24 protein-coding genes and 1 riboswitch are annotated in these 20,067 nt (G+C 37.0%); of the genes, 9 read left to right on the top strand and 15 right to left on the bottom strand.

The annotated features are described in order from the left end of the window. Positions 1-487: 487 nt before the first annotated feature. The 7 genes from AAGU76_RS14885 to AAGU76_RS14915 form a co-directional block, all read right to left on the bottom strand. Positions 488-874: a hypothetical protein gene (locus tag AAGU76_RS14885; RefSeq protein ID WP_342486316.1), complete on the bottom strand. Its 387-nt coding sequence runs from the start codon at positions 872-874 to the stop codon at positions 488-490. Positions 875-957: 83 nt separating this feature from the next. After that, entirely contained in the window at positions 958-1,335 is a 378-nt protein-coding gene (locus tag AAGU76_RS14890; protein WP_342486317.1) for a hypothetical protein, read from the bottom strand. Positions 1,336-1,416: 81 nt separating this feature from the next. Continuing rightward, positions 1,417-2,997, bottom strand: a complete 1,581-nt coding sequence (locus AAGU76_RS14895) for a replication-relaxation family protein (protein WP_342486318.1) — start codon at positions 2,995-2,997, stop codon at positions 1,417-1,419. A 1,073-nt stretch (positions 2,998-4,070) separates the two neighbouring features. Beyond that, positions 4,071-4,832, bottom strand: coding sequence for an ATP-binding protein (locus AAGU76_RS14900; protein ID WP_342486319.1), 762 nt, complete (start codon positions 4,830-4,832; stop codon positions 4,071-4,073). Continuing rightward, entirely contained in the window at positions 4,735-5,211 is a 477-nt protein-coding gene (locus AAGU76_RS14905; protein WP_342486320.1) for a hypothetical protein, read from the bottom strand. Before AAGU76_RS14905 ends, AAGU76_RS14900 begins: the two co-directional genes overlap by 98 nt. Positions 5,212-5,270: 59 nt before the next feature. Continuing rightward, complete coding sequence (locus tag AAGU76_RS14910; protein ID WP_342486321.1) at positions 5,271-5,717, bottom strand: replication protein; 447 nt, start codon at positions 5,715-5,717, stop codon at positions 5,271-5,273. A 130-nt stretch (positions 5,718-5,847) separates the two neighbouring features. Next, positions 5,848-6,171, bottom strand: a complete 324-nt coding sequence (locus AAGU76_RS14915; protein ID WP_342486322.1) for a hypothetical protein — start codon at positions 6,169-6,171, stop codon at positions 5,848-5,850. 393 nt (positions 6,172-6,564) lie between these two features. Between AAGU76_RS14915 and AAGU76_RS14920 the strand changes: the two genes are divergently transcribed. Next, positions 6,565-7,713, top strand: coding sequence for a site-specific integrase (locus tag AAGU76_RS14920; RefSeq protein WP_342486323.1), 1,149 nt, complete (start codon positions 6,565-6,567; stop codon positions 7,711-7,713). Between the two features lie 164 nt (positions 7,714-7,877). Here the strand turns inward: AAGU76_RS14920 and spoIIID are convergent, their stop codons facing one another. Together spoIIID and AAGU76_RS14930 are read right to left on the bottom strand one after the other, a co-directional pair. Then, positions 7,878-8,153 (bottom strand): sporulation transcriptional regulator SpoIIID, encoded by a 276-nt coding sequence (gene spoIIID, locus AAGU76_RS14925; protein WP_342486324.1) that lies wholly within the window; start codon positions 8,151-8,153, stop codon positions 7,878-7,880. A gap of 72 nt (positions 8,154-8,225) precedes the next feature. Beyond that, the gene (locus AAGU76_RS14930; RefSeq protein ID WP_342486325.1) at positions 8,226-8,945 is read right to left on the bottom strand and encodes a M23 family metallopeptidase; all 720 of its coding nucleotides are present in this window, start codon (positions 8,943-8,945) and stop codon (positions 8,226-8,228) included. A gap of 132 nt (positions 8,946-9,077) precedes the next feature. On the opposite strand from AAGU76_RS14930, the gene spoIID reads away from it, so the two are divergent. Together spoIID and AAGU76_RS14940 are read left to right on the top strand one after the other, a co-directional pair. After that, on the top strand, positions 9,078-10,130 hold the full coding sequence (gene spoIID, locus AAGU76_RS14935) for a stage II sporulation protein D (protein ID WP_342486326.1): 1,053 nt from the start codon (positions 9,078-9,080) through the stop codon (positions 10,128-10,130). A gap of 184 nt (positions 10,131-10,314) precedes the next feature. After that, entirely contained in the window at positions 10,315-10,638 is a 324-nt protein-coding gene (locus tag AAGU76_RS14940; protein WP_342486327.1) for a HesB-like protein, read from the top strand. Between the two features lie 121 nt (positions 10,639-10,759). On the opposite strand, the gene rpsR is transcribed toward AAGU76_RS14940, so the two are convergent. From rpsR to rpsF, 3 genes are all read right to left on the bottom strand, one after another. After that, the gene (gene rpsR, locus AAGU76_RS14945) at positions 10,760-10,984 is read right to left on the bottom strand and encodes a 30S ribosomal protein S18 (RefSeq protein ID WP_342486620.1); all 225 of its coding nucleotides are present in this window, start codon (positions 10,982-10,984) and stop codon (positions 10,760-10,762) included. 79 nt (positions 10,985-11,063) lie between these two features. Next, positions 11,064-11,528, bottom strand: coding sequence for a single-stranded DNA-binding protein (gene ssb / locus AAGU76_RS14950; RefSeq protein ID WP_342486328.1), 465 nt, complete (start codon positions 11,526-11,528; stop codon positions 11,064-11,066). Positions 11,529-11,553: 25 nt separating this feature from the next. Then, the gene (gene rpsF, locus AAGU76_RS14955; RefSeq protein ID WP_342486329.1) at positions 11,554-11,841 is read right to left on the bottom strand and encodes a 30S ribosomal protein S6; all 288 of its coding nucleotides are present in this window, start codon (positions 11,839-11,841) and stop codon (positions 11,554-11,556) included. 171 nt (positions 11,842-12,012) lie between these two features. Further along, a riboswitch (TPP riboswitch) is annotated at positions 12,013-12,113 on the top strand. Positions 12,114-12,202: 89 nt separating this feature from the next. On the opposite strand from rpsF, the gene thiW reads away from it, so the two are divergent. The 5 genes from thiW to thiD are packed head-to-tail and all read left to right on the top strand — an operon-like array spanning position 12,203 to position 16,250. After that, positions 12,203-12,694: an energy coupling factor transporter S component ThiW gene (gene thiW, locus AAGU76_RS14960; protein ID WP_342486330.1), complete on the top strand. Its 492-nt coding sequence runs from the start codon at positions 12,203-12,205 to the stop codon at positions 12,692-12,694. 1 nt (position 12,695) lies between these two features. Next, entirely contained in the window at positions 12,696-14,000 is a 1,305-nt protein-coding gene (gene thiC / locus AAGU76_RS14965; protein ID WP_342486331.1) for a phosphomethylpyrimidine synthase ThiC, read from the top strand. Between the two features lie 18 nt (positions 14,001-14,018). After that, the gene (gene thiM, locus AAGU76_RS14970; protein WP_342486332.1) at positions 14,019-14,840 is read left to right on the top strand and encodes a hydroxyethylthiazole kinase; all 822 of its coding nucleotides are present in this window, start codon (positions 14,019-14,021) and stop codon (positions 14,838-14,840) included. Next, on the top strand, positions 14,827-15,474 hold the full coding sequence (gene thiE / locus AAGU76_RS14975) for a thiamine phosphate synthase (protein WP_342486333.1): 648 nt from the start codon (positions 14,827-14,829) through the stop codon (positions 15,472-15,474). Before thiM ends, thiE begins: the two co-directional genes overlap by 14 nt. Next, positions 15,471-16,250: a bifunctional hydroxymethylpyrimidine kinase/phosphomethylpyrimidine kinase gene (thiD, locus tag AAGU76_RS14980; protein ID WP_342486334.1), complete on the top strand. Its 780-nt coding sequence runs from the start codon at positions 15,471-15,473 to the stop codon at positions 16,248-16,250. Before thiE ends, thiD begins: the two co-directional genes overlap by 4 nt. Positions 16,251-16,332: 82 nt before the next feature. Here the strand turns inward: thiD and AAGU76_RS14985 are convergent, their stop codons facing one another. Next, positions 16,333-16,488: a CxxH/CxxC protein gene (locus AAGU76_RS14985; RefSeq protein WP_342486335.1), complete on the bottom strand. Its 156-nt coding sequence runs from the start codon at positions 16,486-16,488 to the stop codon at positions 16,333-16,335. A 7-nt stretch (positions 16,489-16,495) separates the two neighbouring features. Further along, a complete protein-coding gene (locus tag AAGU76_RS14990; protein WP_342486336.1) occupies positions 16,496-17,284 on the bottom strand; it encodes an MBL fold metallo-hydrolase in 789 nt (262 codons plus the stop codon). A 174-nt stretch (positions 17,285-17,458) separates the two neighbouring features. Here AAGU76_RS14990 and AAGU76_RS14995 point away from each other — a divergent pair, with 174 nt between their 5' ends. Then, positions 17,459-18,487: a M23 family metallopeptidase gene (locus AAGU76_RS14995; protein ID WP_342486337.1), complete on the top strand. Its 1,029-nt coding sequence runs from the start codon at positions 17,459-17,461 to the stop codon at positions 18,485-18,487. 38 nt (positions 18,488-18,525) lie between these two features. Here the strand turns inward: AAGU76_RS14995 and AAGU76_RS15000 are convergent, their stop codons facing one another. Next, positions 18,526-20,031, bottom strand: coding sequence for an S-layer homology domain-containing protein (locus AAGU76_RS15000; protein ID WP_342486338.1), 1,506 nt, complete (start codon positions 20,029-20,031; stop codon positions 18,526-18,528). Positions 20,032-20,067 lie beyond the last annotated feature (36 nt).

Consider the following 20,067-nt stretch of genomic DNA (forward strand, 5'->3'; position numbering starts at 1 on the left):
AACGCGTTCCATATATTCTTACTTCAACATCCAAATCTGTATACTCTTCAGGCAGCAATGATATAACCTGCAATATTTTATCAGTATTTATATTTGATTTATTATTTATATGTATCATCTAGTCACCTCTTAAAGAAATTTATACAACTGACCTACATCTTAAACTATTACCTTATTATGCCACGTAAACATTTTCATTTGAATTAACTCCATACTACTATAGACAATTTTTCTGTTCACTTTGTAACATTATTTTTAGACTTTTATACTTTCCGTCTTACAATAGAATCATCGATTATTAAACCAAATTCATCCTCACTATTAGCCATACTTCTTATTCCATTTAATTTTATCTCCCCTCACCTAATTATTGTATTATTTAATTTTATAAAATATAAAGCAGCATAACAAGTATACCTGTTTTGCTGCTTTATATTTTATGATCATCTTAAAAAAACAAAAGATTAACTTTCAGTTTTTTTATGTATTAATACAAAGCCTTATCCCACCAACAACGAAGGTAATCTTTACATTTTTCTCTTGTTATATAAAAACGATTTGGTGCTCTTCCACAATCATACAATACAGAATTAAATCTATCACATGAAAGTTCTATAGGAATATAGACACTTTCTATCAAAACAAATAATGTATCTCTTCTAACCGTTATAAAAACATCAAAAAAAATTTCTTCTTTGATACGTAATACATAAAAGATAGAAATCTCAGCAAAATCTTCCATCATTAGTAACCCTTTATCTAATCTAACAATTTTCTTCAAATCATTCTTAGATAAAAACCGTACACTAACTGGTATACCTTCCTCGAGTGTGACAGGATAATTATTCAATATTTTCTCTAGCTTATTTATCATATGAAACCTTCCTCCAATTGCAAAATATATTAGTTATTTATTATTGTCATTAAAAACTGTTTATAATACAGCAACCTTTTTCTTTACAATTGCCAGTATAAATATAGATAATCCCTATCTCTTACTGTTTGTCTTTCAACAAGTGAAGGATATTGGTAAAAAGCAAATAAACCTACTGTATGATTAAATCTTTCTTTCCCTATATCCAACGGAATATAAACACATGTTAAAGACATATCTACTCTATTGTCTTTCACAATAATAGCTATATCACTATACAATTCTTCTCTTGAATAAACCACATCGTATATTGTTGGAGCCATCTTATTAATTAGTATTCTTTTATCAAGTTTGGTTATTCTTTTTATGTCTTTAGTTGAAACTAATTTCACATAATATCTACCTCCTATCTTCAATTCCACATCATATTTTTTTAAAATTTTATTTACCTTGTTAATCATAATATTCTTCCTCCTATTATTAATTAAAATTCTCCTAATACAGCTAAATTAATACGAAATTTATGACCAGTTGTATTGTCATTATGATAGAGTACAAGATCTCCCCCATTCCACATTATCATCTACTGTTTCAATATAAAACTTAGCTTTTGAATATGCTCTATAACCTAAGTGAGTAACTGCTTCATCATTGGCATTTTTATTTTGAAAGACAAAAAATACTGTTTTATTATTCAAACAAGAATCTAATTTATTATTATTCATAGCGATATGCCCTACTTTGGATATATCAGAAATTAAAATATTAGGAAATAATAAAATAAAATCAACAACCTCATTATTTATATTCATTTTAGCAGCAAAATCAAAACAAACAGTTTCATCACCTAGTTTTATTACTTTTTGATTTTTATTAATCTTATCTACTTTAATGTTAGAATGGCTATTGTCAGATAAATAATATTTTATACATTCTTCTAAATAATTATATTCATTAAAAAAGTAACTTAATAAAAGATAGTCTGTTGTATTATCTGCACAAATGAAATTTGTTCTTAACATAATATCTCGGATATCTATCGTACTGTCTATACTTGAATAATCTGAATGGCCGGTGATGTCAGAAAAAATACTGTTGTCACTTGTGTAATAAAACTTATCTACGATTATTTCCCCTGTTAATAAATCCTTTATGTCTTTTAGTCTATTAGCGTTTATTTTTGATTTGAATTCATTATAAAAAAATGTTTTTACTATACCATTAATTTCTTCTATACTAGCTTTTTTCATAGAAATGTTATGAAGAAAGTTCTGTTTAGAATAGTCTTCCTGTACCCATAATTTTTTTGCTTCTTCAAAAAAAGCTGTTAAATCATCGCTTTGTTTTACGCTCTTATATAAATTAGTCAATTTTTTCACCGAATTAATGTTATCTTCTAATTTTTGGTCATATAATTTTTGAAGTTTCTTAAATTGAATGTTTGTTGCCTCAATATCAACTCTAAAAATATAAATTTTTATACATATTGACTTTATCTCTTGGTGTAAAATAAAATTCAGATAATTTGATAATTTATCTTTCAATACATCAATTCTTTCCGTGCCATTATCTTGTTCTAAAACAATATTATAATTTTTGTTATTATGAAACAACTTTATCTGGGCATCTGCAATAAATCTGTGTACATATTGTGCATCAATTTCATCATGTACAGTTGCATTGCATAAATTTTTAAAATCCCCATATTGAAATGTAACTTCATTTTTCATAGTTACAAACTTGCATGGACTTCTAAATAGATGAAGAAAAAAATCATTAATATTTTTTAAATGTCTCCTTTTTTTAATTTTAATTTGATTTCTTGGTTTGCCAAGTGTTCTTAAATGGTCAATTCCTTTTTTTGTACACTTATAATAAACTTCTTTGTTAATATGGTCAGCTGTAATTAACTTATCCTTTTCAAGACGTATCAAAATTGCTCGATTACTCATAGGTGTTTCTTTTGTAAGTTCAACAAACTGTGATAAAGTAACACAACCTAAATAATTAATTATAACCAAGAAAACATCTTCTCTCCTTGTAACAAATTCAAATTCTTCACATCCTAACGCCTTCATTTTTTCAACTTCATTACGAATTTTATAGCTTTTGTGTACAAACATATTCTTAGTCCTTTCGTTTTATTTAAGCCTCATGAATTTATGAGATTACTAAGTTATAAAAGTATAAGTGTTTCAATTTTTAATAATTAAGTCAAAGAAATCAATTCATCTTATTCTTTATTAAATTATCATAATTAATTTTTAATAAAAAAGTGATTGACTATATTTGAAAAAATAACAAAATTTCATTTAAATTTGAACATTTATACTTATATTTTGTGTAAATTTATATGTAAATTAATATACAAATTTATATCATAATAATTAAATAAGTTTATATGAATAAAATAACGAAAAGAATTACAAAAATTTTTTACATACAAATTTACATGATTGAAGTTCTATTTAATTAATCATTAATATGTTAATAAAAATCAACTATTTTTATGTTTTTTTAGAATGCTAAACTAATATTGTTCCATCTAAAATTCTATATCCTATCTTTCAATTTAGTTATTGAATTTTTGAAATCAATTTCAATGCTAACATTGAAATTATCGAGTTAAATATGCATGGATTTTAACTTGAACTTATAACATTTAGGTTTTTATTATAGTTTTTGTTACAGTTTTTATAAAAAGAATATTTAAAACCTTTATTAACATCTAAATATAAAACTATTAAACACATACCAACTCTTTACATTTTGTTTAATTTTAAAAAAGCAGTTACTCTACAGGTAACTACTTTGATTTAAAAATGACAACAAAAAAGTAGTTACCCAAGTTTTAACCAGCATTCTACCTCGCTTTACTTGCAATTCAAATAAAGCTCGAAGTTATTCATGTCCAATGCCTCCATAAAACTTAGAAAACCACCAAAAAAATTTTCTATATAAACAAGTATTACTACTTGTAATTTTCAAGTCCAAACCTCCATGTTACTAAAAAACAACTTCTAGTTATTGTATTCTATCATCTCCTCATCAATAATTTTACCCTGACAGTATTTATATTATATAGTTCCTTATTATTTTTTACAATATGGTATGTTACAACTTATTTTCACCATGACTTTTGATTGAATTTCAAATTGTATTTTGCTTTCTAAAATATAAGACACATCTACTTAGATTAATCATATTTTAGCCTATAATTATTTATGTGATCTTTTGGAACTTCTACGTAAAAGTCTTTACACATTTCATATATTCTACTTCCAATTGCTTCATCAAAGTTTAACAATTCATTAAAAGTATATTCGCTTGAAATTATCATGGGTAAGTGTTTAATGTAGCGATAATTAATTATTTCAAAAATAATGTTCTTATCAGATTCTGTTGTTTTACCCTTAAACAAATCATCTATAACTAACAGCTTTGCACTTTGATATCTCAATATCTTCTTTTTATAGAAATCTTCGTCTAATATATTTTGTTTTAGCTCAATAACAGCATTTCTATAACTTAGATAAATAACTGGTATATACCTGTTTTTAATAAAATTAATTGCCAATGCAATTGATAAATGAGTTTTTCCTGCTCCGGATTGTCCTAAGAATGCTAAGGAATTTTGCTTTTGATCCTTTAATTTTTCAAAGTTTTTATAATAATCAAAACTTACACATTTCATATCCTTAGTTATATTGCTGCATTCTATGAAATTAGAAAAAGTGTATGTATCATCACTAATGCCACTATTCTCTAAAAATATTTCTGAATCCCTTATTTCATAGCAATCACATCTTTTGAAACTATTCTCGTTAATTATCCATGTAGTATCCTTGCATTTGAAACACTTATATGAGCCCTTGTTCTTTAATGTCTCTGTCGGATACTGGTCTCGTATATTTTTTATTCTTTGAAATATTGTTTCGAATGATGTTTTTTCCGTCATTGTCACCACCTTTTAGGAAATCTTTATATTTACCTTCAATAGCCTTCATTAGTTTATCTGGTTTTAAGCAAAAATCAAAGTCAGCTTTCCAGCCCTTCTCATTTTTTCCGATGCAAAAGCTAGAATTGTTGATTTTTTCAAACCCTAACTTAATTTGATCTACAGTAAATTCCGTTAACAACTTGTCTATTGCTACCTTAGTTTTATCTGTGAGTTGATTAACCTTTTGTAGTTTTGTGCAAGTATTATTGTATAGATTTATGATGTCTTGATAAATGTCTTGTTTATTAATCTGTCTCTTTACATTATGCTCTTCTTTTTCTCTTTTCTTCTCTTTTTCTCTTTCTATTTCTTTTTCTTTTTGTGTTTCTGTATCCATACTATATGGATACTGTATACTATTTTCTTTTACATGTATATCTATACCGCCAGGACACATTAGTTTTTTTTTTGTTCTGTATCTACACTTGTATCACCTATAACCATTGCCCTATTAATTTTGTATCCAAGCGCATTTGACAAGTCCAAATACTTCTCAACGAATTCCTTATTTTTAACACTTTTTAATTCAGAAATTACTCTTTCTATAACCTTTGGACTCATAGAGCCATTGTATTTAATCCAATTTATTATCATTATTTCATTAGTAACTTCTGAATATAGAATTTTTTTGTCATTAATGAACTTTTTTAATAACATTTCTATATCATCTTTATCAAGTCCTAATTCGACTTCAATTATTTTTTTGGGCAATTCAAAGATCCCACACTGAGCTGTTTTTGAATTAGTCATCAAATATATATAAAAGCACTTTTCCTTGTATGTTATGCTCAAAACATATCCGTCTTGCCAGTACCTTATATCTATTTTTCTAAATGCTGCCATATCAATATCTCCCTTAATAAATTATTTATATTCACTTGTTTTGGAGTATACTATATTAGATATTATTATAGGTTACTCTACTTACAATACAGATTCCAAACTGTTCTGTATTTTTTGATTATTTTTAGACTTATACAACCTTGTATTTACAATTCATTGCTTTCTTTGAATTAACTTTATCCGGCATTGCTTTAATGCTTTCTTTTTTTCCACTTCTTTGTTCCATAAACTCGTCAATTTCGATTCTATTAAATGCGAGCTTCTTTTTCCCGATTTTTTTGTGAGGAATCATATGCAAGTTCTGATATATCCAAGGTACGCTCATATTGATATATTTTGATAATTGTTTTGTATCCATTGTAGCATTACCAGATTCTTGCTTAGAAATAGACAAGTTTTGCAGTGTTATTTTTACTGTCTCTTCCACTATTTGTGCAATTAGTTTTTCCAACATAAATCTTCTCCTTATTTTTTTGTGTTTTAATCTTAATTATAGAACTTTATTTATTTTATCTCATCCACCTCCTTAATTTTGGGTAAAAAAATGGCTTGTTTGCGCATAAAGACGCACAACAAGCCATATTATATCAAGCCTACAATTTTAGATAATCATCACATAACATGATAATACCACCACACCCTTTTTTTGTCAAGAGTGTAATTAAAAGAAATTAAATAGAGTCACTACTTAATACGATACTGCATTTCAAGGTATCTTGTTTATTAAAATCAATTTTTATATAATGTATTAATGAATCATCAGAGAAGTTTTATTTGTTTAATGCAAATTAGTACCAATAAAAAAATGTATGAAACAAGAAATTAAATAAAATAATGGAGATTAAATATGAGCATAGACTACAAAAATAATAAATTTCGCTTTAGAGTTGCCAAAAACGGAACAATTTACTCCCAAACTTATACAACTCATAAAAATATGACAGAAAAAGAAATTAAAGAAAAAAAGTGGCCTAGGGACGTAATTCAGGCTCACAAGGATTTCGAAGTATCAATTTTAAGAAATGAAATAGGTAAAAAAGAAAACATGCTCTTTTGTAACTTAGCTCAATTGGTTCTTGATGAACATGTAAGACCTAATTTAAGAGCTAATACTGAAAGTTTTTATATAACAGCTTACAATGCACATATACTAGAATATTTTGGTGGCATACCACTCAATAAAATTGATAACATTGATATTCAGAAATTTATAAACCACAAAAGTAAAACCCTAAAAGCTTCAACAGTACGCCAGATTTATGCTATTTTATCATCTACTTTCAACAAAGCTATAGATTGGAAGTATATTAAAGAAAATCCTTGTAGAAATATTACCTTACCTAAAGTGAAGAATAAGAATTATGCAGAGCTGCTTTCAGTAGAAGAAATATCCAAACTCATAGAAGCTATAGAAAATGAACCTGAGATGTTTAATGTCATATTTACAATTGCCTTGTATTGTGGATTGAGACAAGGAGAAATATTAGGTTTAACCATTGCGGATATTGATCTAAAAAATAATTATATTGATGTAAATAAACAATATGTTTCCCATTATAAGAACGGTAAAGTAAATCATGAAATAGCCAAAACAAAAACTGATAACTCTATCAGAAAAGTATATATGCCTGAAACTGTTAGTGAAATCCTGGAGCAATATATAGACAAGTTAAAGATACTAAACATTAACCCAGATAAACAATTTCTTTTTATCAACCCTAAGACACAAGTAATTTATGACCGCAATGCCATTTACAGAAGATTTCTAAAAATGGCCAGAGAGATTGAGTTATATAATATTACTTTTCATGATTTAAGGCATCTGCAAGCCACCATGATGATCAATTCAGGTGTTAATATTGTAGTTGTAGCCAAAAGACTTGGAGACACAATTGAAACTGTTTCAGAAACCTATTTGCATTCAATAGAGAAAGTGGAAAAAGATTCTGTTAATCAGCTTCAGGATTTCATTAACAATAAGATTAGGACATATTAATGGGACATAATTTCAAGGCATAAATAATTTTTTTGTCCCAAAAATGTCCTAACACTCTTTTTTGTCTCTATTGGTGCTTAACATTTTACCCTATAAACACTTTACAAACAAAAACTAAAAAGACACCAACCTGTTGCAGTCAGTGCCTTTCCTCAATTGGTTAATTACATATTGCTTACTTCTTCGTGCTCATGTGCTTCTTTATATTTTAAGCGAGTAGCTTTACCTCCCCTAATGTGGCGTTCAGACTTATTTTTTAGCAAAACTCTTTTCACTTCGTTTGCAGCTGGAGGGTTCAATTTGGGAAGACGTTCTGTAACATCTTTATGGACTGTGCTTTTGCTGACACCGAATTTTTTTGCTGTCTGTCTCACGGTAGACTCAGTAGTTATTATAAATTCCGCAATCTCCATGGCTCTCCGTTCTATGTAATCTTTCATGTTTAACCCCCTTTGGCTATACCGTCTTATTACATTTTTATGCGTTTTGGTTTTGGTTAGAACCTTATTTTGCTACTGCAGCGTAATATAGTCCATGGGGTTGACATTCTTTCCGTCAACAATAAGTTCAAAGTGCAGGTGAGCTCCGTCTGATGATTCAATGCTTACGGTCTTGCCTACATTGCCTATTGTCTGTCCCTGAGAAACCGTATCGCCTTCTTTTACCGATGCGGACACCAGGTTGTTGTAAAGTGTCTTAACATTGTTTCCATGGTCTATGATAACTTCTGTTCCTGTCAGCTCCGAGCTGGTAACTGAAGCAACCGTTCCTGCAAAAGCAGATTCAATCACAAGCGTATCCTTTGGCTTGATATCAACTCCGTTATGTACTCTCCATTCCCCTATGGCCTCGTAATACACCAGGTCGTCCAATGTGAATTCCCTGATTATTTCACCAGCCAGAGGAGCTTTGATAGTTTTCAAGTCAAGGCTTTTTGACTCTCCCTTGTCCTTTTCTTCATCACCCTTGTTGGCATTTTCGTAGTCTTCCATTACACCTTCAATGTAGTCTTCGTAAGGATCCATGTTTGCACCTATATTTTCATCTTCTGCACCGCTCTGAGCCTGCTCATTTCCTTCATTATTTGGATTTGATGTGTATCTCCAAATTATTGCAGTTGACAAAAGTACAACACAAAGAGCAATTATAAAAAAGCTTGTATCCTTGTTTTTAAGTTTAATAAAGAAATTTTTCATTTTTGTTCTTGCATTTTTCAATCTGTTGTTTTTCATGTAAACCTCCTGTTTTTTTCTTTATTATCTGGCAATAGTGTGTCCCATTTTTTTTATTTAATACAAAATTGTTCTAAAATTTTTAGTCGCTCATAAAATATTATGAAACTTATGACAAAGGGGTTGATTGAAATGTTAAACCGTCTGATTTATGCCGCAGTTATTTTTGCAATGCTTCTGACAATTCCAAATATTTCTCTTGCTGTATTGGAAGACAGATTCAAAGCAAAGCAGCCTTCAGAAGCCGTAAATGCCGACGAAGTAAAGGACGATGTGAAAGAATCCGGGAAGGCAAACGACGATGTGCCCAAAACCTCGGATATTACTGAGCCTGAGTTGATTAAGGTGTACAATGTTAAGACCAACGAAGTTATGGTCATTGACTTCGAGGATTACCTCAAAGGCGTCATAGCTTCTGAGATGCCAGCCGAGTTCAATCTTGAAGCATTGAAGGCCCAGTCCGTGACGGCAAGAACGTACATTTTGTACAGAATGAAGAAATATCCCAACGGTCAGCCGGAACACACAGATGCACCTGTATGCACGGGAACACACTGCCAGGTTTGGAGTTCTACAGATGATTTGATTGCGTCCCACGATGATGGATGGTATGACGCATATTGGAGCAAAATAGAAGGTGCTGTCAACTCAACAAAAGGTCAGATCCTTACTTATGAAGGTAAAATAATCGAACCTCTGTTTCACTCTACCAGCGGAGGGAGGACAGAAAATTCCGAAGATGTGTTTTCTGCTTCCATACCATACTTGAGAAGCGTTGAGAGCCCTTATGAAAGCGAAGCACCCAAGCTTCACGATTCTATCAGGGTGACAGTCAGCGACTTCATCAGCAAGCTTGAAGCTGTATACGGAGACCTGGGGCTTACCCGCGATAATCTGGATGATAAGATTCAGCTGGGTGAGGTCAGTGAGGGAGGAAAAATCAAGACCATATATATTGAAGGAAAAGAAATATCAGGCCGTGAGATGCGATCCATATTTGGTTTGAATTCTACCAATTTCAGTTTTATACAAACAGGAAACGAAATTGAGATACTTACAACCGGATACGGCCACGGCGTGGGCATGAGCCAGTGGGGAGCTGACGGTATGGCGGATGAGGGCTTCAACTACAAGGAAATACTGAAGCACTACTACACCGGAGTGGAGATTGTCAGCATGAAGTAATACAGTTGATAATTAGAAATGAAAAATTTTGAGTTTGATTTGTAAATTTTAAAGCAATTGAAAATAATGATGATTGCATTACATAAGCAGCTAAATAATTGTAAAAACTTTTTATGTACATCGAATAAATGGTATGTTATCATGGTATGTAACAAATTTGTTATCAAGAAAGGAAATTCAACTTATGATATTTATAGATGATACAGCTTATAAAGAATTCAAGGAACTGCTGGATGAAGCAAATGTCGATTCATACAACGTAAGAATCTCTTTAGACAACTACGGATGCAGCGGTCCCATATTCGGTGTTTCTATAAGCGAGCCAACTGAAGCTGACGAGGTGGAAACAATCAACGAAGTGACATTCATGGCAGAAAAGTCTGTGATTGAACAGTATGGCGGGTTCATAATTGTTTCAAGCGAAGAAAACAACGGAAACGGCGTAGGCCTTAAGCCTGTTGTTCAGCCTCAGTCAGGATGCAGCGGCTGCGGCGGCGGATGCCACTAAAACAATTAAGAATTAATAGTTAATAATTAAGAATTGACGCAGATAACGGCTAGCCGTTATCTTTTTTTGCAACAAAAAAGACTTGTGCTGGCACAAATCTTTTATTATTTAATCTTATAGATTAATCTGCTACATATGGAAGCAATGCTATTGTTCTTGCTCTCTTTATAGCTCTGGTTACCATTCTCTGATGCTTAGCGCAAGCACCTGTGATTCTTCTTGGTAATATTTTACCTCTTTCAGTTGTATATTTCTTTAACTTTCCAAGGTCTTTGTAATCTATATGTGTTGCCTTTTCCTGGCAGAACTGGCATACTTTCTTGCGAGGTCTTCTTTTTTGACCCATTCTGTCGTTCTTGTCGTTATCTCTAGCGTTTCCGCCTTGTCTTGAACTCATTGATATTTCCTCCTTCCGCTATTGTTGTTTAAAATGGTATATCTTCGTCATCTACCGGTTGGAAAATGTCGTTGTCTTCATCCGGGAACTCATCGAAAAAGCTGCTATCTGGCTGGATCGATCTTCCCTGCTGCGGAGCTGATGACTGTCCTTTTCCGCTGCCGATAAACTCTACTCTATCTGCAATAATGTCTGTTGTATATCTCTTTTCGCCTGACTGTGTAGTGTAACTTCCTGTTGAAATTCTGCCATGAACTGCGCACTGACTTCCCTTTGTAAGGTAGTTGGCGCAATTTTCAGCCTGTTTTCCAAAAATAGTAACATTTATGAAGTCTGCTGTAGGTTTTCCCTGGCTAACAGCTTGTTGCTTTTTTTCTCCGAACAATTCCTTGTCTACAGCTAAAGTCAATCTGGTCACAGCCATACCTGTCGAAGGTATGAATCTCAGCTCGGGATCCCGGGCCAACCTTCCTATTAATACAACACTATTCATTAGTTTACCTCTTTTATGTTTATTTCTATTCTTCTACAGTAATCATATGTCTGATAAAGTTATCACTGATTTTGCAAATTCTGTCTATTTCGTCAACAGCATCTGCGCCTGAAGTGAAATCTACAAACACATAATAACCTTCTCTTTTCTTGTCGATTTCATAAGCAAGTCTTCTCTGACCCCACTCATTAACTTTTTCGACAGTTCCTTGTCTTTGGGTTATTATGTTCTTTACTTTTTCGATTTCAGCATTTCTTACGTCTTCTTCAAGATTGGACAATAAGATAAAAGCGCCTTCATATTTTCTCATCATTTGAGTCACCTCCCTTTGGACTTTGGCCCCTGCTTACTCAGGAGCAAGGATAGCGAATATATTATAGCATTGCCGCCATTATTAAACAAGCATTTTTTTACTATTTTTCAAATTTTATTTTCAGCTTAATTTTGTTGACTAGTATGTGCATTAGTGTTACTATTAATGCAACTAAATATTTTCGGGAGCTTTTGAAGGCTGAGAGGAAACTTATGTTTCGACCGTACCTGATTTGGATAATGCCAACGTAGGGAAGAATGAATGAGAATTTATATTGGGTGTACTTCAAAAGAAGTGCACCTTTTTTGATTCCTTGAAATTCAAAACCAGAAATATTTAAATAAAAAATCTGGAGGTCTATATGACGAACGCAAAAAAATTAGCTCAGGCAGGGATTTTCATCGCTGTAGGAGTTGTGTGCTCAACTTTTTCGATTCCTGTGGGAGCTGCAAAGGTATTTCCCGTGCAGCACATGATCAATGTTCTGGCAGGTGTGACTCTGGGGCCAACTTATGCTGTTGGAATGGCTTTTGTTACATCTCTCATAAGGGTTATGATTGGAACCGGCAGCCTGCTGGCTTTTCCGGGAAGCATGTGTGGGGCTTTTCTCTGCTCCATGCTTTACAAGCACACCAAGAAGCCTTCCCTGGCTTTTGCAGGTGAGGTAGTTGGAACAGGAATCATCGGAGCACTTTTGGCCTACCCTGTTGCAGCGTTTATCATGTCAAGAGAGGCTGCCTTGTTTGGCTTTGTCGTGCCTTTCATCATGAGTTCAGCAGCTGGAGCAGGAATGTCCTATGTATTTATTACAGCTTTAAGAAAAACCGGATTTTACAAAAATATGGAGGTATGAAATGAACTACAAAACACAGATGGAAGCAGCAAAAAAAGGAATAATCACTCCTGAAATGGAAGTTGTCGCTTCCAAGGAGAACATAAATGCAGAAAAGCTGAGGGAGCTGGTCGCCAAAGGCAGGGTTGCAATACCTGCAAACATAAATCACAGGTCACTTAGCCCCGAAGGAATAGGAGAAGGGCTGAAGACCAAGATAAACGTGAACCTTGGAGTGTCAGGCGACTGCGCCGATTATGAAAAAGAATTTGAAAAGGTAAAGATGTCCATTGAGTTCGGAGCCGAAGCGATAATGGACCTGAGCAACTACGGAAAGACAAACACGTTCAGAAGCCAGCTCATAGACTACTCTCCCGCCATGATAGGCACCGTGCCAATGTACGACGCCATAGGATACCTGGAAAAGGACCTTCTTGAAATCAAGGCTGAGGATTTTCTGAAGGTAGTTGAAGCCCATGCCAGGGAAGGAGTGGATTTCATGACCATACATGCAGGGCTCAACAAAAGCTCCATTGCCAGCTTCAAGCAGTCCAAGAGGCTCACGAACATTGTTTCCAGAGGCGGCTCGCTGATTTTTGCATGGATGGAGATGACAGGAAACGAAAATCCCTTCTATGAACACTATGATGAGCTTCTGGACATACTTTACGAGTACGACGTAACCATAAGCCTGGGCGATGCCTTAAGACCCGGAAGCATCAATGATTCCACCGATGCGGGACAGATTGCGGAGCTCATTGAAATAGGACACCTGACCAAAAGGGCATGGGAAAAGAATGTGCAGGTGCTGGTTGAAGGTCCCGGACACATGGCTCTCAACGAAATTGCAGCAAACATGAAACTACAGAAAAGACTTTGCCACGGAGCTCCCTTCTATGTACTGGGACCAATAGTCACCGACATAGCACCTGGATACGACCACATAACATCGGCCATAGGCGGAGCTGTTGCTGCGGCCAACGGCGCAGATTTCCTGTGCTACGTAACACCTGCGGAACACCTCAGACTTCCGGATGTAAACGACGTAAAGGAAGGATTAATAGCTTCTAAGATAGCTGCCCACGCCGGGGACATTGCCAAGGGTATTCCAAACGCCAGGGACATCGACAACAAAATGAGCGATGCCCGCCGCAGAATCGACTGGGAAGAGATGTTTTCCTATGCCATTGACGGGAAGAAAGCCAGGGAATATTTCGAAAGCACCCCTCCCGCAGACAAGCACAGCTGCTCCATGTGCGGAAAAATGTGCGCCATGAGGACAACAAACAAGATACTTAACGGAGAGAAAGTTGAATTTACAAATTGAATGTGAAAGGAGCGAGTTATGTTTACAGATATGCTTAAAAACGTGAGAAAAGCTCACCCTCTGGTACACAACATAACAAATTACGTGACGGTCAACGACTGCGCTAATGCACTTTTGTCTCTGGGAGCCTCTCCCATCATGGCAGATGACGAGGAAGAAGTCGAAGAAATAACCGCCATAAGCAATGCTCTGGTCATAAACATCGGAACGCTTAACTCCCGCACAATCAAATCCATGATACTGGCAGGGAGAAAGGCAAACCAGCTTAGCATACCCGTGGTCCTTGACCCCGTCGGAGCAGGAGCCTCAAAACTCAGGACCGAAACAGCATTCTGCCTCCTGGAGGAAGTTAAGTTTTCTGTCATAAGGGGAAACATTTCGGAAATAAAGACCGTTGGACGACTGAGCAGCTCAACAAGAGGTGTTGATGCAGACATTTCAGACAGCATCGGTGATGACATCCTGGACAAAACCGCAGAATTTGCTGTTCACCTTTCCCGTTCAACAGGGGCAGTCATAGCTGTAACAGGAGCCGCAGACATAGTAACCGACAGCATCAAAACCTACATAATCAGAAACGGTCATCCCATGATGAGAAGGGTTTCCGGAACAGGCTGCATGCTTTCTTCCATAACGGGAGCTTTTATTGCAGCAAACGCCGGCACAGTTGACGCATGCGCCGCTGCCCTTTGCACCATGGGCATATGCGGTGAAACGGCTTACGAGAACATTTCATCCCGGGTAGAAGGAACATCATCCTTTAAAACGCATCTCATAGATTTCATGGGGCTCATAGATGACAACATGCTTGAAGGGAGGGCCAGAATTGAAGCCAGATAGAAACTCATTTTCACTTTACGCAATAACGGACAGGACCTGGCTTAAGGACAAAAGTCTGGCGAAAGCTGTGGAGGAAGCAATAAGGGGCGGCGCAACCTTTGTGCAGCTTCGCGAGAAAAACATAGGCCATGACGAATTTGTACGGCTTGCCCTCCAGGTGAAATCAGTCACCGACAGGTACAATGTTCCCTTTGTAATTAACGACAACATAGATGTGGCACTGGAAACCGATTCGGACGGTGTCCACATAGGTCAGAATGATGGAACTGTTCTGGCAGCAAGAGAAAGGCTGGGACACGGCAAGATAATCGGAGTCTCAGCAAAAACAGTAAAAGCTGCGGTGAAGGCACAGCTGGAAGGAGCCGACTACATAGGAGCAGGCTCTGTTTTCTCCACATCAACAAAGCTTGATGCAGAAAACATAACCATCGGAATTCTTAAGGAGATTGCAGACTCCGTCAGCATACCTGTTGTTGCCATAGGAGGCATAAGCAAGGACAATGTGCTGAAGCTTAAAGGTTCCGGCATTGACGGGATCTGTGCCATATCTGCCATATTCGGAAAAGGCGACATCAGCTCAGCTGCCGGAGAACTGCTGGAGCTTTCAAAAATGGTAACAGGAGGCAAGCTATGAGAACTATACTTACAATTGCAGGTTCAGACTGCAGCGGAGGAGCCGGAATACAAGCCGACCTGAAGACCATAACCAGCCACAGGATGTACGGAATGAGTGTAATAACAGCCCTAACGGCTCAAAATACCACAGGAGTTTTCGGCGTCATGGAATCCACCTATGAGTTCACTTCCATGCAGATAGATGCCGTGTTTTCAGACATACGCCCTGATGCCGTAAAGATAGGAATGGTGCCAAACAATGATATAATAAAAGTCATTTCTGAAAAGCTGGTGCTGCACAACGCCAAAAACATAGTGCTCGACCCTGTGATGGTTTCAACCAGCGGCAGCAGACTTATAAACAATGATGCCCTGGACATGCTGAAAACTACTCTTATGCCGCTGGCAACTGTAATAACGCCCAACATACCTGAAGCAGAATGCCTTAGCGGCATAAGGATAAAAAACAAGGATGATATGGAAAAGGCTGCAGCAATGATCTCCAGCCTGTACTCAGGACACATCCTAATAAAGGGCGGACACCTGGAGGACACCAGCGACGACCTTTTATACCGTCACGGGGAACTTTTCTGGTTCGAACAGGAAAAAATACTCAACAAGAACACCCACGGAACAGGCTGCACCCTGTCCTCTGCCATTGCATGCAGCCTGGCGGAAGGCTTCACCGTAAAGGAAAGCATATACAATGCAAAGCAGTATGTAACCGGTGCCTTAAAAAGCAACCTGAATCTAGGAAAAGGAAGAGGCCCACTGAACCACTGCTGGAACCTATAATTTGGTCATGTATCCCTAGGCGCAATGAGATACGTGCTTCCTCTTGAGGACAAAAAAACAGATGGACATATCCATCTGTTTTTTATGCTTTCACTTCATATTCGGCAGGCTCATTGCAGTAGCCACACTTTTTTTCCTGCTGGATTTTCGTGATTACCGGAGCTTTTTCCTCATCATTCACAATGTCGTCCAGTGCCATCTCAACGTGCTCCTTGCACGCATAAATTATTTCTTCCATGATTCACCTATATTTCATAAACCTTGCTTGACCTGTCTCTGTATGTCATGTCAAGGCAGATTCCCGGATTTACCTCTATGCAGTTTTCTTTCAGAATGTTCTCAACGGTCTTGTAGGCAAGCTGCGGAAAATTGTTTTCTTTGCTCAGATGCCCCAGCAGCACTATCTCATTTCCTCTTTTCACCACTCTGGTTATGAGGTGTCCTGCGGTGTCGTTGGACATGTGGCCGAATTCGCCCAGAACCCTTCTCTTCAGCGGCCACGGATACGGTCCTATGAGTACCATGTCTTCATCGTGGTTTGATTCAACAAGCAGAAGGTCTGAATCCATGATGCTGTTCGCTATGCTGTCTTTGACGCAGCCTGTGTCTGTAACGAGGCTTATTTTTTTGTTTTTGTAAAATATGTTGTAGCCCACCGGATGAGCCGCATCGTGTGATATGTCAAAGGACTTTAGTGTCAGGTCCCCAACTTCGGCAAAGTCATCCATTATTCTTATGTTGTGGGACTTGATGCTGCCCAGCGCTTCGCTCATGGCCTCCCACGTCTTTGCATTGGCATAGATGGGCACATCAAGACGCCTGGACATTATACCCGCACCCTGTATGTGGTCTGCATGCTCGTGGGTAATGAATATGGCATCGATCTTTTTCGGGTCTTCTCCTATATTAACAATTTCCTGCTGAATTTTTTTGCCGCTGAGGCCTGCATCAACAAGAATTGTGGTGTTTTCAGTTTTTATATACTGGCAGTTTCCGCTGCTTCCGCTGTACAACGAACAAAATTTTAATTTCAATTTGTCCTCCCGAACTTAGAATCAGCTTAATATTAACATAGAAATTCAATTAATACAATTAATTTCTTGTACAACCATGCATTAAAACATGGTTTCTGTTCGTCAATGCGAAGATTGTTCTATCACGGCTGTTGTCAGCATAAAATTTATTATATTATATTTCAGAGGTATGCAATGATTATTAAAATAAAATCCAGATTATTATTTGCATGCGCTGCAGCAATTCTATGTACGGCCCTGGCAGCAGCATTGTTATTGAACTCGGATCAATCGGTGTCGGTAAACGAGGAAAAAACATTCATAAAATGGGTTGATTTCAGGGTCTCCTACGAAGCCATGGACAAGGCGCTCAAGGCAGACATCAACAGCGTGGATGAAGAAGTGAAGCTCAACTGGATAGAGATACTTTCATACCTGGCCGTGCGTTACGGCGGAAATTTCTCAAATTACAGGGCTAAGGACATGGATGCTCTCATTGCAAAGCTTAAGAGCGGTGAAAGCATAGAGAGTCTCACGAAGGACATGAAACACTACAGCTATTACTTCGAGGCATACACCGCAGTGTTGGGAGGATTCGTGGGGCCTTATGAAATCCAGGTGGCCGATGAGAACAACCCAGGCAAAAAAGTATGGGTGCAGAAATACGGACTGAAGGTTTTTTCTCCCATAGCCGGAGGCTACTACTTCAACCACTATGATGACTTCGGGAACTCAAGAAGCTACGGCTTTACACGTTCTCACCTGGGCAACGACCTCATGGGGTCAGTGGGAACTCCCATAGTTGCAGTTGAAACAGGCCGGGTGGAGGCGCTGGGGTGGAACCAGTACGGAGGCTGGCGCATAGGCATCCGAAGCCTCGACAGCAAAAGGTATTACTACTACGCGCATCTTAGGAAAGACCATCCCTACGTGAAAACCCTTAAGGAGGGCGATATCGTCAAGGCAGGAGATGTAATAGGCTATCTAGGCATGACAGGGTACAGCCGAAAGGAAAATGTGAACAACATCAACGTTCCTCACCTTCATTACGGCATGCAGCTTGTATTTGACGAATCCCAGAAGGAAACTATAGCAGAAATCTGGATTGATGTTTATAAAATAATCAAACTTTTGAACAGAAACAGGTCTCCCGTTTCCTACAATTCAGAAACAAAGGAGTTTGAAAGAATTTACGATATTAGGTTCCACAATATGCAACAATAAAGGCCGCACCATATTCACTTTGCGGCCTTTATTCATGATTAATTTAAACTGTTCACTTCTTCAAGCTTTTCTGAAACCTTTACCATTATGGCAGCGGCTTCAGCCCTTGACAGGTAGTCATCCGGGCAGAATGACCCGGAACCTTTTCCTGAAATCAAGCCATTTGTGTACGCTGTCTTAATTGCTTCCTTTTCTTCCTGGCTCAGATTTCCAAGATCCTTGAATACGGTCGTTATGTCCAGATTTTCATACTTCTGGTCTTCATCGAAAATACCGTCCATTATGATGGTAGCTTCTTTTCTTGTGAGCCTTTCCAGAGGTTCAAGTTCTTCCCTGTAGCTTTTTAAAAGGCCCCGGTCATAAACATCCTCAATGTACGTCACTGCCCACGGATGGATTTCCGAGGCATCTGAAAACGGAAGCTTTGAATCTTCTATTGTTGTCACACCTTCTGTTGTTGATGCTTCGTTTTCTGCAGCTACAACTTCTTTTGAATCTTCTTCATTGTTTACGTCAATAGCCTTGCTCAGGAATATGAAGAACTCTTCCTTTGTGGCAATGCTGTCAGGGTTGAAGGACTTTGACTCGCTGATGATACCCTTGTTGTAAAGGTCCATTATATCCTTGCGGGCCCAGTGGAAAGCGATATCGTCATAGACGTATCTTCCGTGTTCTGTGTCTCCCGTTCGCAGCAGCCAGTTTCTTTCAATCCAGCCTTCAGTGTTTTCATCCACGTAAACCTTGTACCAGTAGAATCCGTTTTTGAGAACCGGACCGTCTGTTATTATCCCCAGCTGATTTCCTTCAAGCTCTCGAATGTACTTTCCTGCAGGCTCGTCACGAAGCTGGTAGGAATCTCTCACACCGTCAGTCCTCACATAGTCGTTCTTTTCATAAAAGACTATGTCCCCGCTGCTGGCGTAGGCTGGTGTAGGAACAACCAGCGACCTGCTGGGCAGTCCCGACGACGGAAGATATGAGAAATCAATGTTGCTTACCTTTTTTCCGTATTCCTTTTCAATTACGTTGTAAATCATCTGCTGATACGTATACTTCTTTGCATATGACGTCACAATGTTGGGATTATTGCTTTGAGCCCATCCATTGTATGCCCAGAGGGCAAAATACCAATTTTCCAAAATATTCGGGTCCATGTTTCCAACGCTAGACAAGGACTGGTAGGAGCTCATGCTCCACTTGTTCAGGAGTACATCCGCTCCGGCTTCTATGTTGTACCTGATGTCGTACTTAAGCCTGTTGGAGTCGTAGCCTCCGTTTCTGTTGCTAACCTGCATCAGCCCAATGCTGCTGCCGCTTATTTTGGGTGTTCCGTCTGAGTTGAACTGCTCAAAAACAGACTCAACCCTTGCTATTGCCTTCAGCAAAACCGAAGGAACAGCTCTTTCCCTCGCAACCTCATCTATCATTGATTCCAGTTCAGCCCTGGACGGGTTGCTTCCAGCAAAAGCCAGTGTGTTAAATGCAAATACAAAAACGAAAATTAATAGAATTATTTTTCGGGTTGTGGTTTTAAATATTTTCATATTTACAGCCTCCCTAATTTTATTTTTTAACCTCAC

The sequence above is a fragment of the Sedimentibacter sp. genome (assembly GCF_038562225.1).
Classification (GTDB): Bacteria; Bacillota; Clostridia; order Tissierellales; family Sedimentibacteraceae; genus Sedimentibacter.

What these genes read in the sequence shown, in the direction of transcription:
- AAGU76_RS14885 (WP_342486316.1), bottom strand. Translation starts at nt 874, where the DNA reads ATGATAAATAAGCTAGAGAAAATATTGAATAATTATCCTGTCACACTC.
- AAGU76_RS14890 (WP_342486317.1), bottom strand. Translation starts at nt 1,335, where the DNA reads ATGATTAACAAGGTAAATAAAATTTTAAAAAAATATGATGTGGAATTG.
- AAGU76_RS14895 (WP_342486318.1), bottom strand. Translation starts at nt 2,997, where the DNA reads ATGTTTGTACACAAAAGCTATAAAATTCGTAATGAAGTTGAAAAAATG.
- AAGU76_RS14900 (WP_342486319.1), bottom strand. Translation starts at nt 4,832, where the DNA reads ATGACGGAAAAAACATCATTCGAAACAATATTTCAAAGAATAAAAAAT.
- AAGU76_RS14905 (WP_342486320.1), bottom strand. Translation starts at nt 5,211, where the DNA reads ATGGATACAGAAACACAAAAAGAAAAAGAAATAGAAAGAGAAAAAGAG.
- AAGU76_RS14910 (WP_342486321.1), bottom strand. Translation starts at nt 5,717, where the DNA reads ATGGCAGCATTTAGAAAAATAGATATAAGGTACTGGCAAGACGGATAT.
- AAGU76_RS14915 (WP_342486322.1), bottom strand. Translation starts at nt 6,171, where the DNA reads ATGTTGGAAAAACTAATTGCACAAATAGTGGAAGAGACAGTAAAAATA.
- AAGU76_RS14920 (WP_342486323.1), top strand. Translation starts at nt 6,565, where the DNA reads ATGAGCATAGACTACAAAAATAATAAATTTCGCTTTAGAGTTGCCAAA.
- spoIIID (WP_342486324.1), bottom strand. Translation starts at nt 8,153, where the DNA reads ATGAAAGATTACATAGAACGGAGAGCCATGGAGATTGCGGAATTTATA.
- AAGU76_RS14930 (WP_342486325.1), bottom strand. Translation starts at nt 8,945, where the DNA reads ATGAAAAACAACAGATTGAAAAATGCAAGAACAAAAATGAAAAATTTC.
- spoIID (WP_342486326.1), top strand. Translation starts at nt 9,078, where the DNA reads ATGTTAAACCGTCTGATTTATGCCGCAGTTATTTTTGCAATGCTTCTG.
- AAGU76_RS14940 (WP_342486327.1), top strand. Translation starts at nt 10,315, where the DNA reads ATGATATTTATAGATGATACAGCTTATAAAGAATTCAAGGAACTGCTG.
- rpsR (WP_342486620.1), bottom strand. Translation starts at nt 10,984, where the DNA reads ATGGGTCAAAAAAGAAGACCTCGCAAGAAAGTATGCCAGTTCTGCCAG.
- ssb (WP_342486328.1), bottom strand. Translation starts at nt 11,528, where the DNA reads ATGAATAGTGTTGTATTAATAGGAAGGTTGGCCCGGGATCCCGAGCTG.
- rpsF (WP_342486329.1), bottom strand. Translation starts at nt 11,841, where the DNA reads ATGATGAGAAAATATGAAGGCGCTTTTATCTTATTGTCCAATCTTGAA.
- thiW (WP_342486330.1), top strand. Translation starts at nt 12,203, where the DNA reads ATGACGAACGCAAAAAAATTAGCTCAGGCAGGGATTTTCATCGCTGTA.
- thiC (WP_342486331.1), top strand. Translation starts at nt 12,696, where the DNA reads ATGAACTACAAAACACAGATGGAAGCAGCAAAAAAAGGAATAATCACT.
- thiM (WP_342486332.1), top strand. Translation starts at nt 14,019, where the DNA reads ATGTTTACAGATATGCTTAAAAACGTGAGAAAAGCTCACCCTCTGGTA.
- thiD (WP_342486334.1), top strand. Translation starts at nt 15,471, where the DNA reads ATGAGAACTATACTTACAATTGCAGGTTCAGACTGCAGCGGAGGAGCC.
- AAGU76_RS14985 (WP_342486335.1), bottom strand. Translation starts at nt 16,488, where the DNA reads ATGGAAGAAATAATTTATGCGTGCAAGGAGCACGTTGAGATGGCACTG.
- AAGU76_RS14995 (WP_342486337.1), top strand. Translation starts at nt 17,459, where the DNA reads ATGATTATTAAAATAAAATCCAGATTATTATTTGCATGCGCTGCAGCA.
- AAGU76_RS15000 (WP_342486338.1), bottom strand. Translation starts at nt 20,031, where the DNA reads ATGAAAATATTTAAAACCACAACCCGAAAAATAATTCTATTAATTTTC.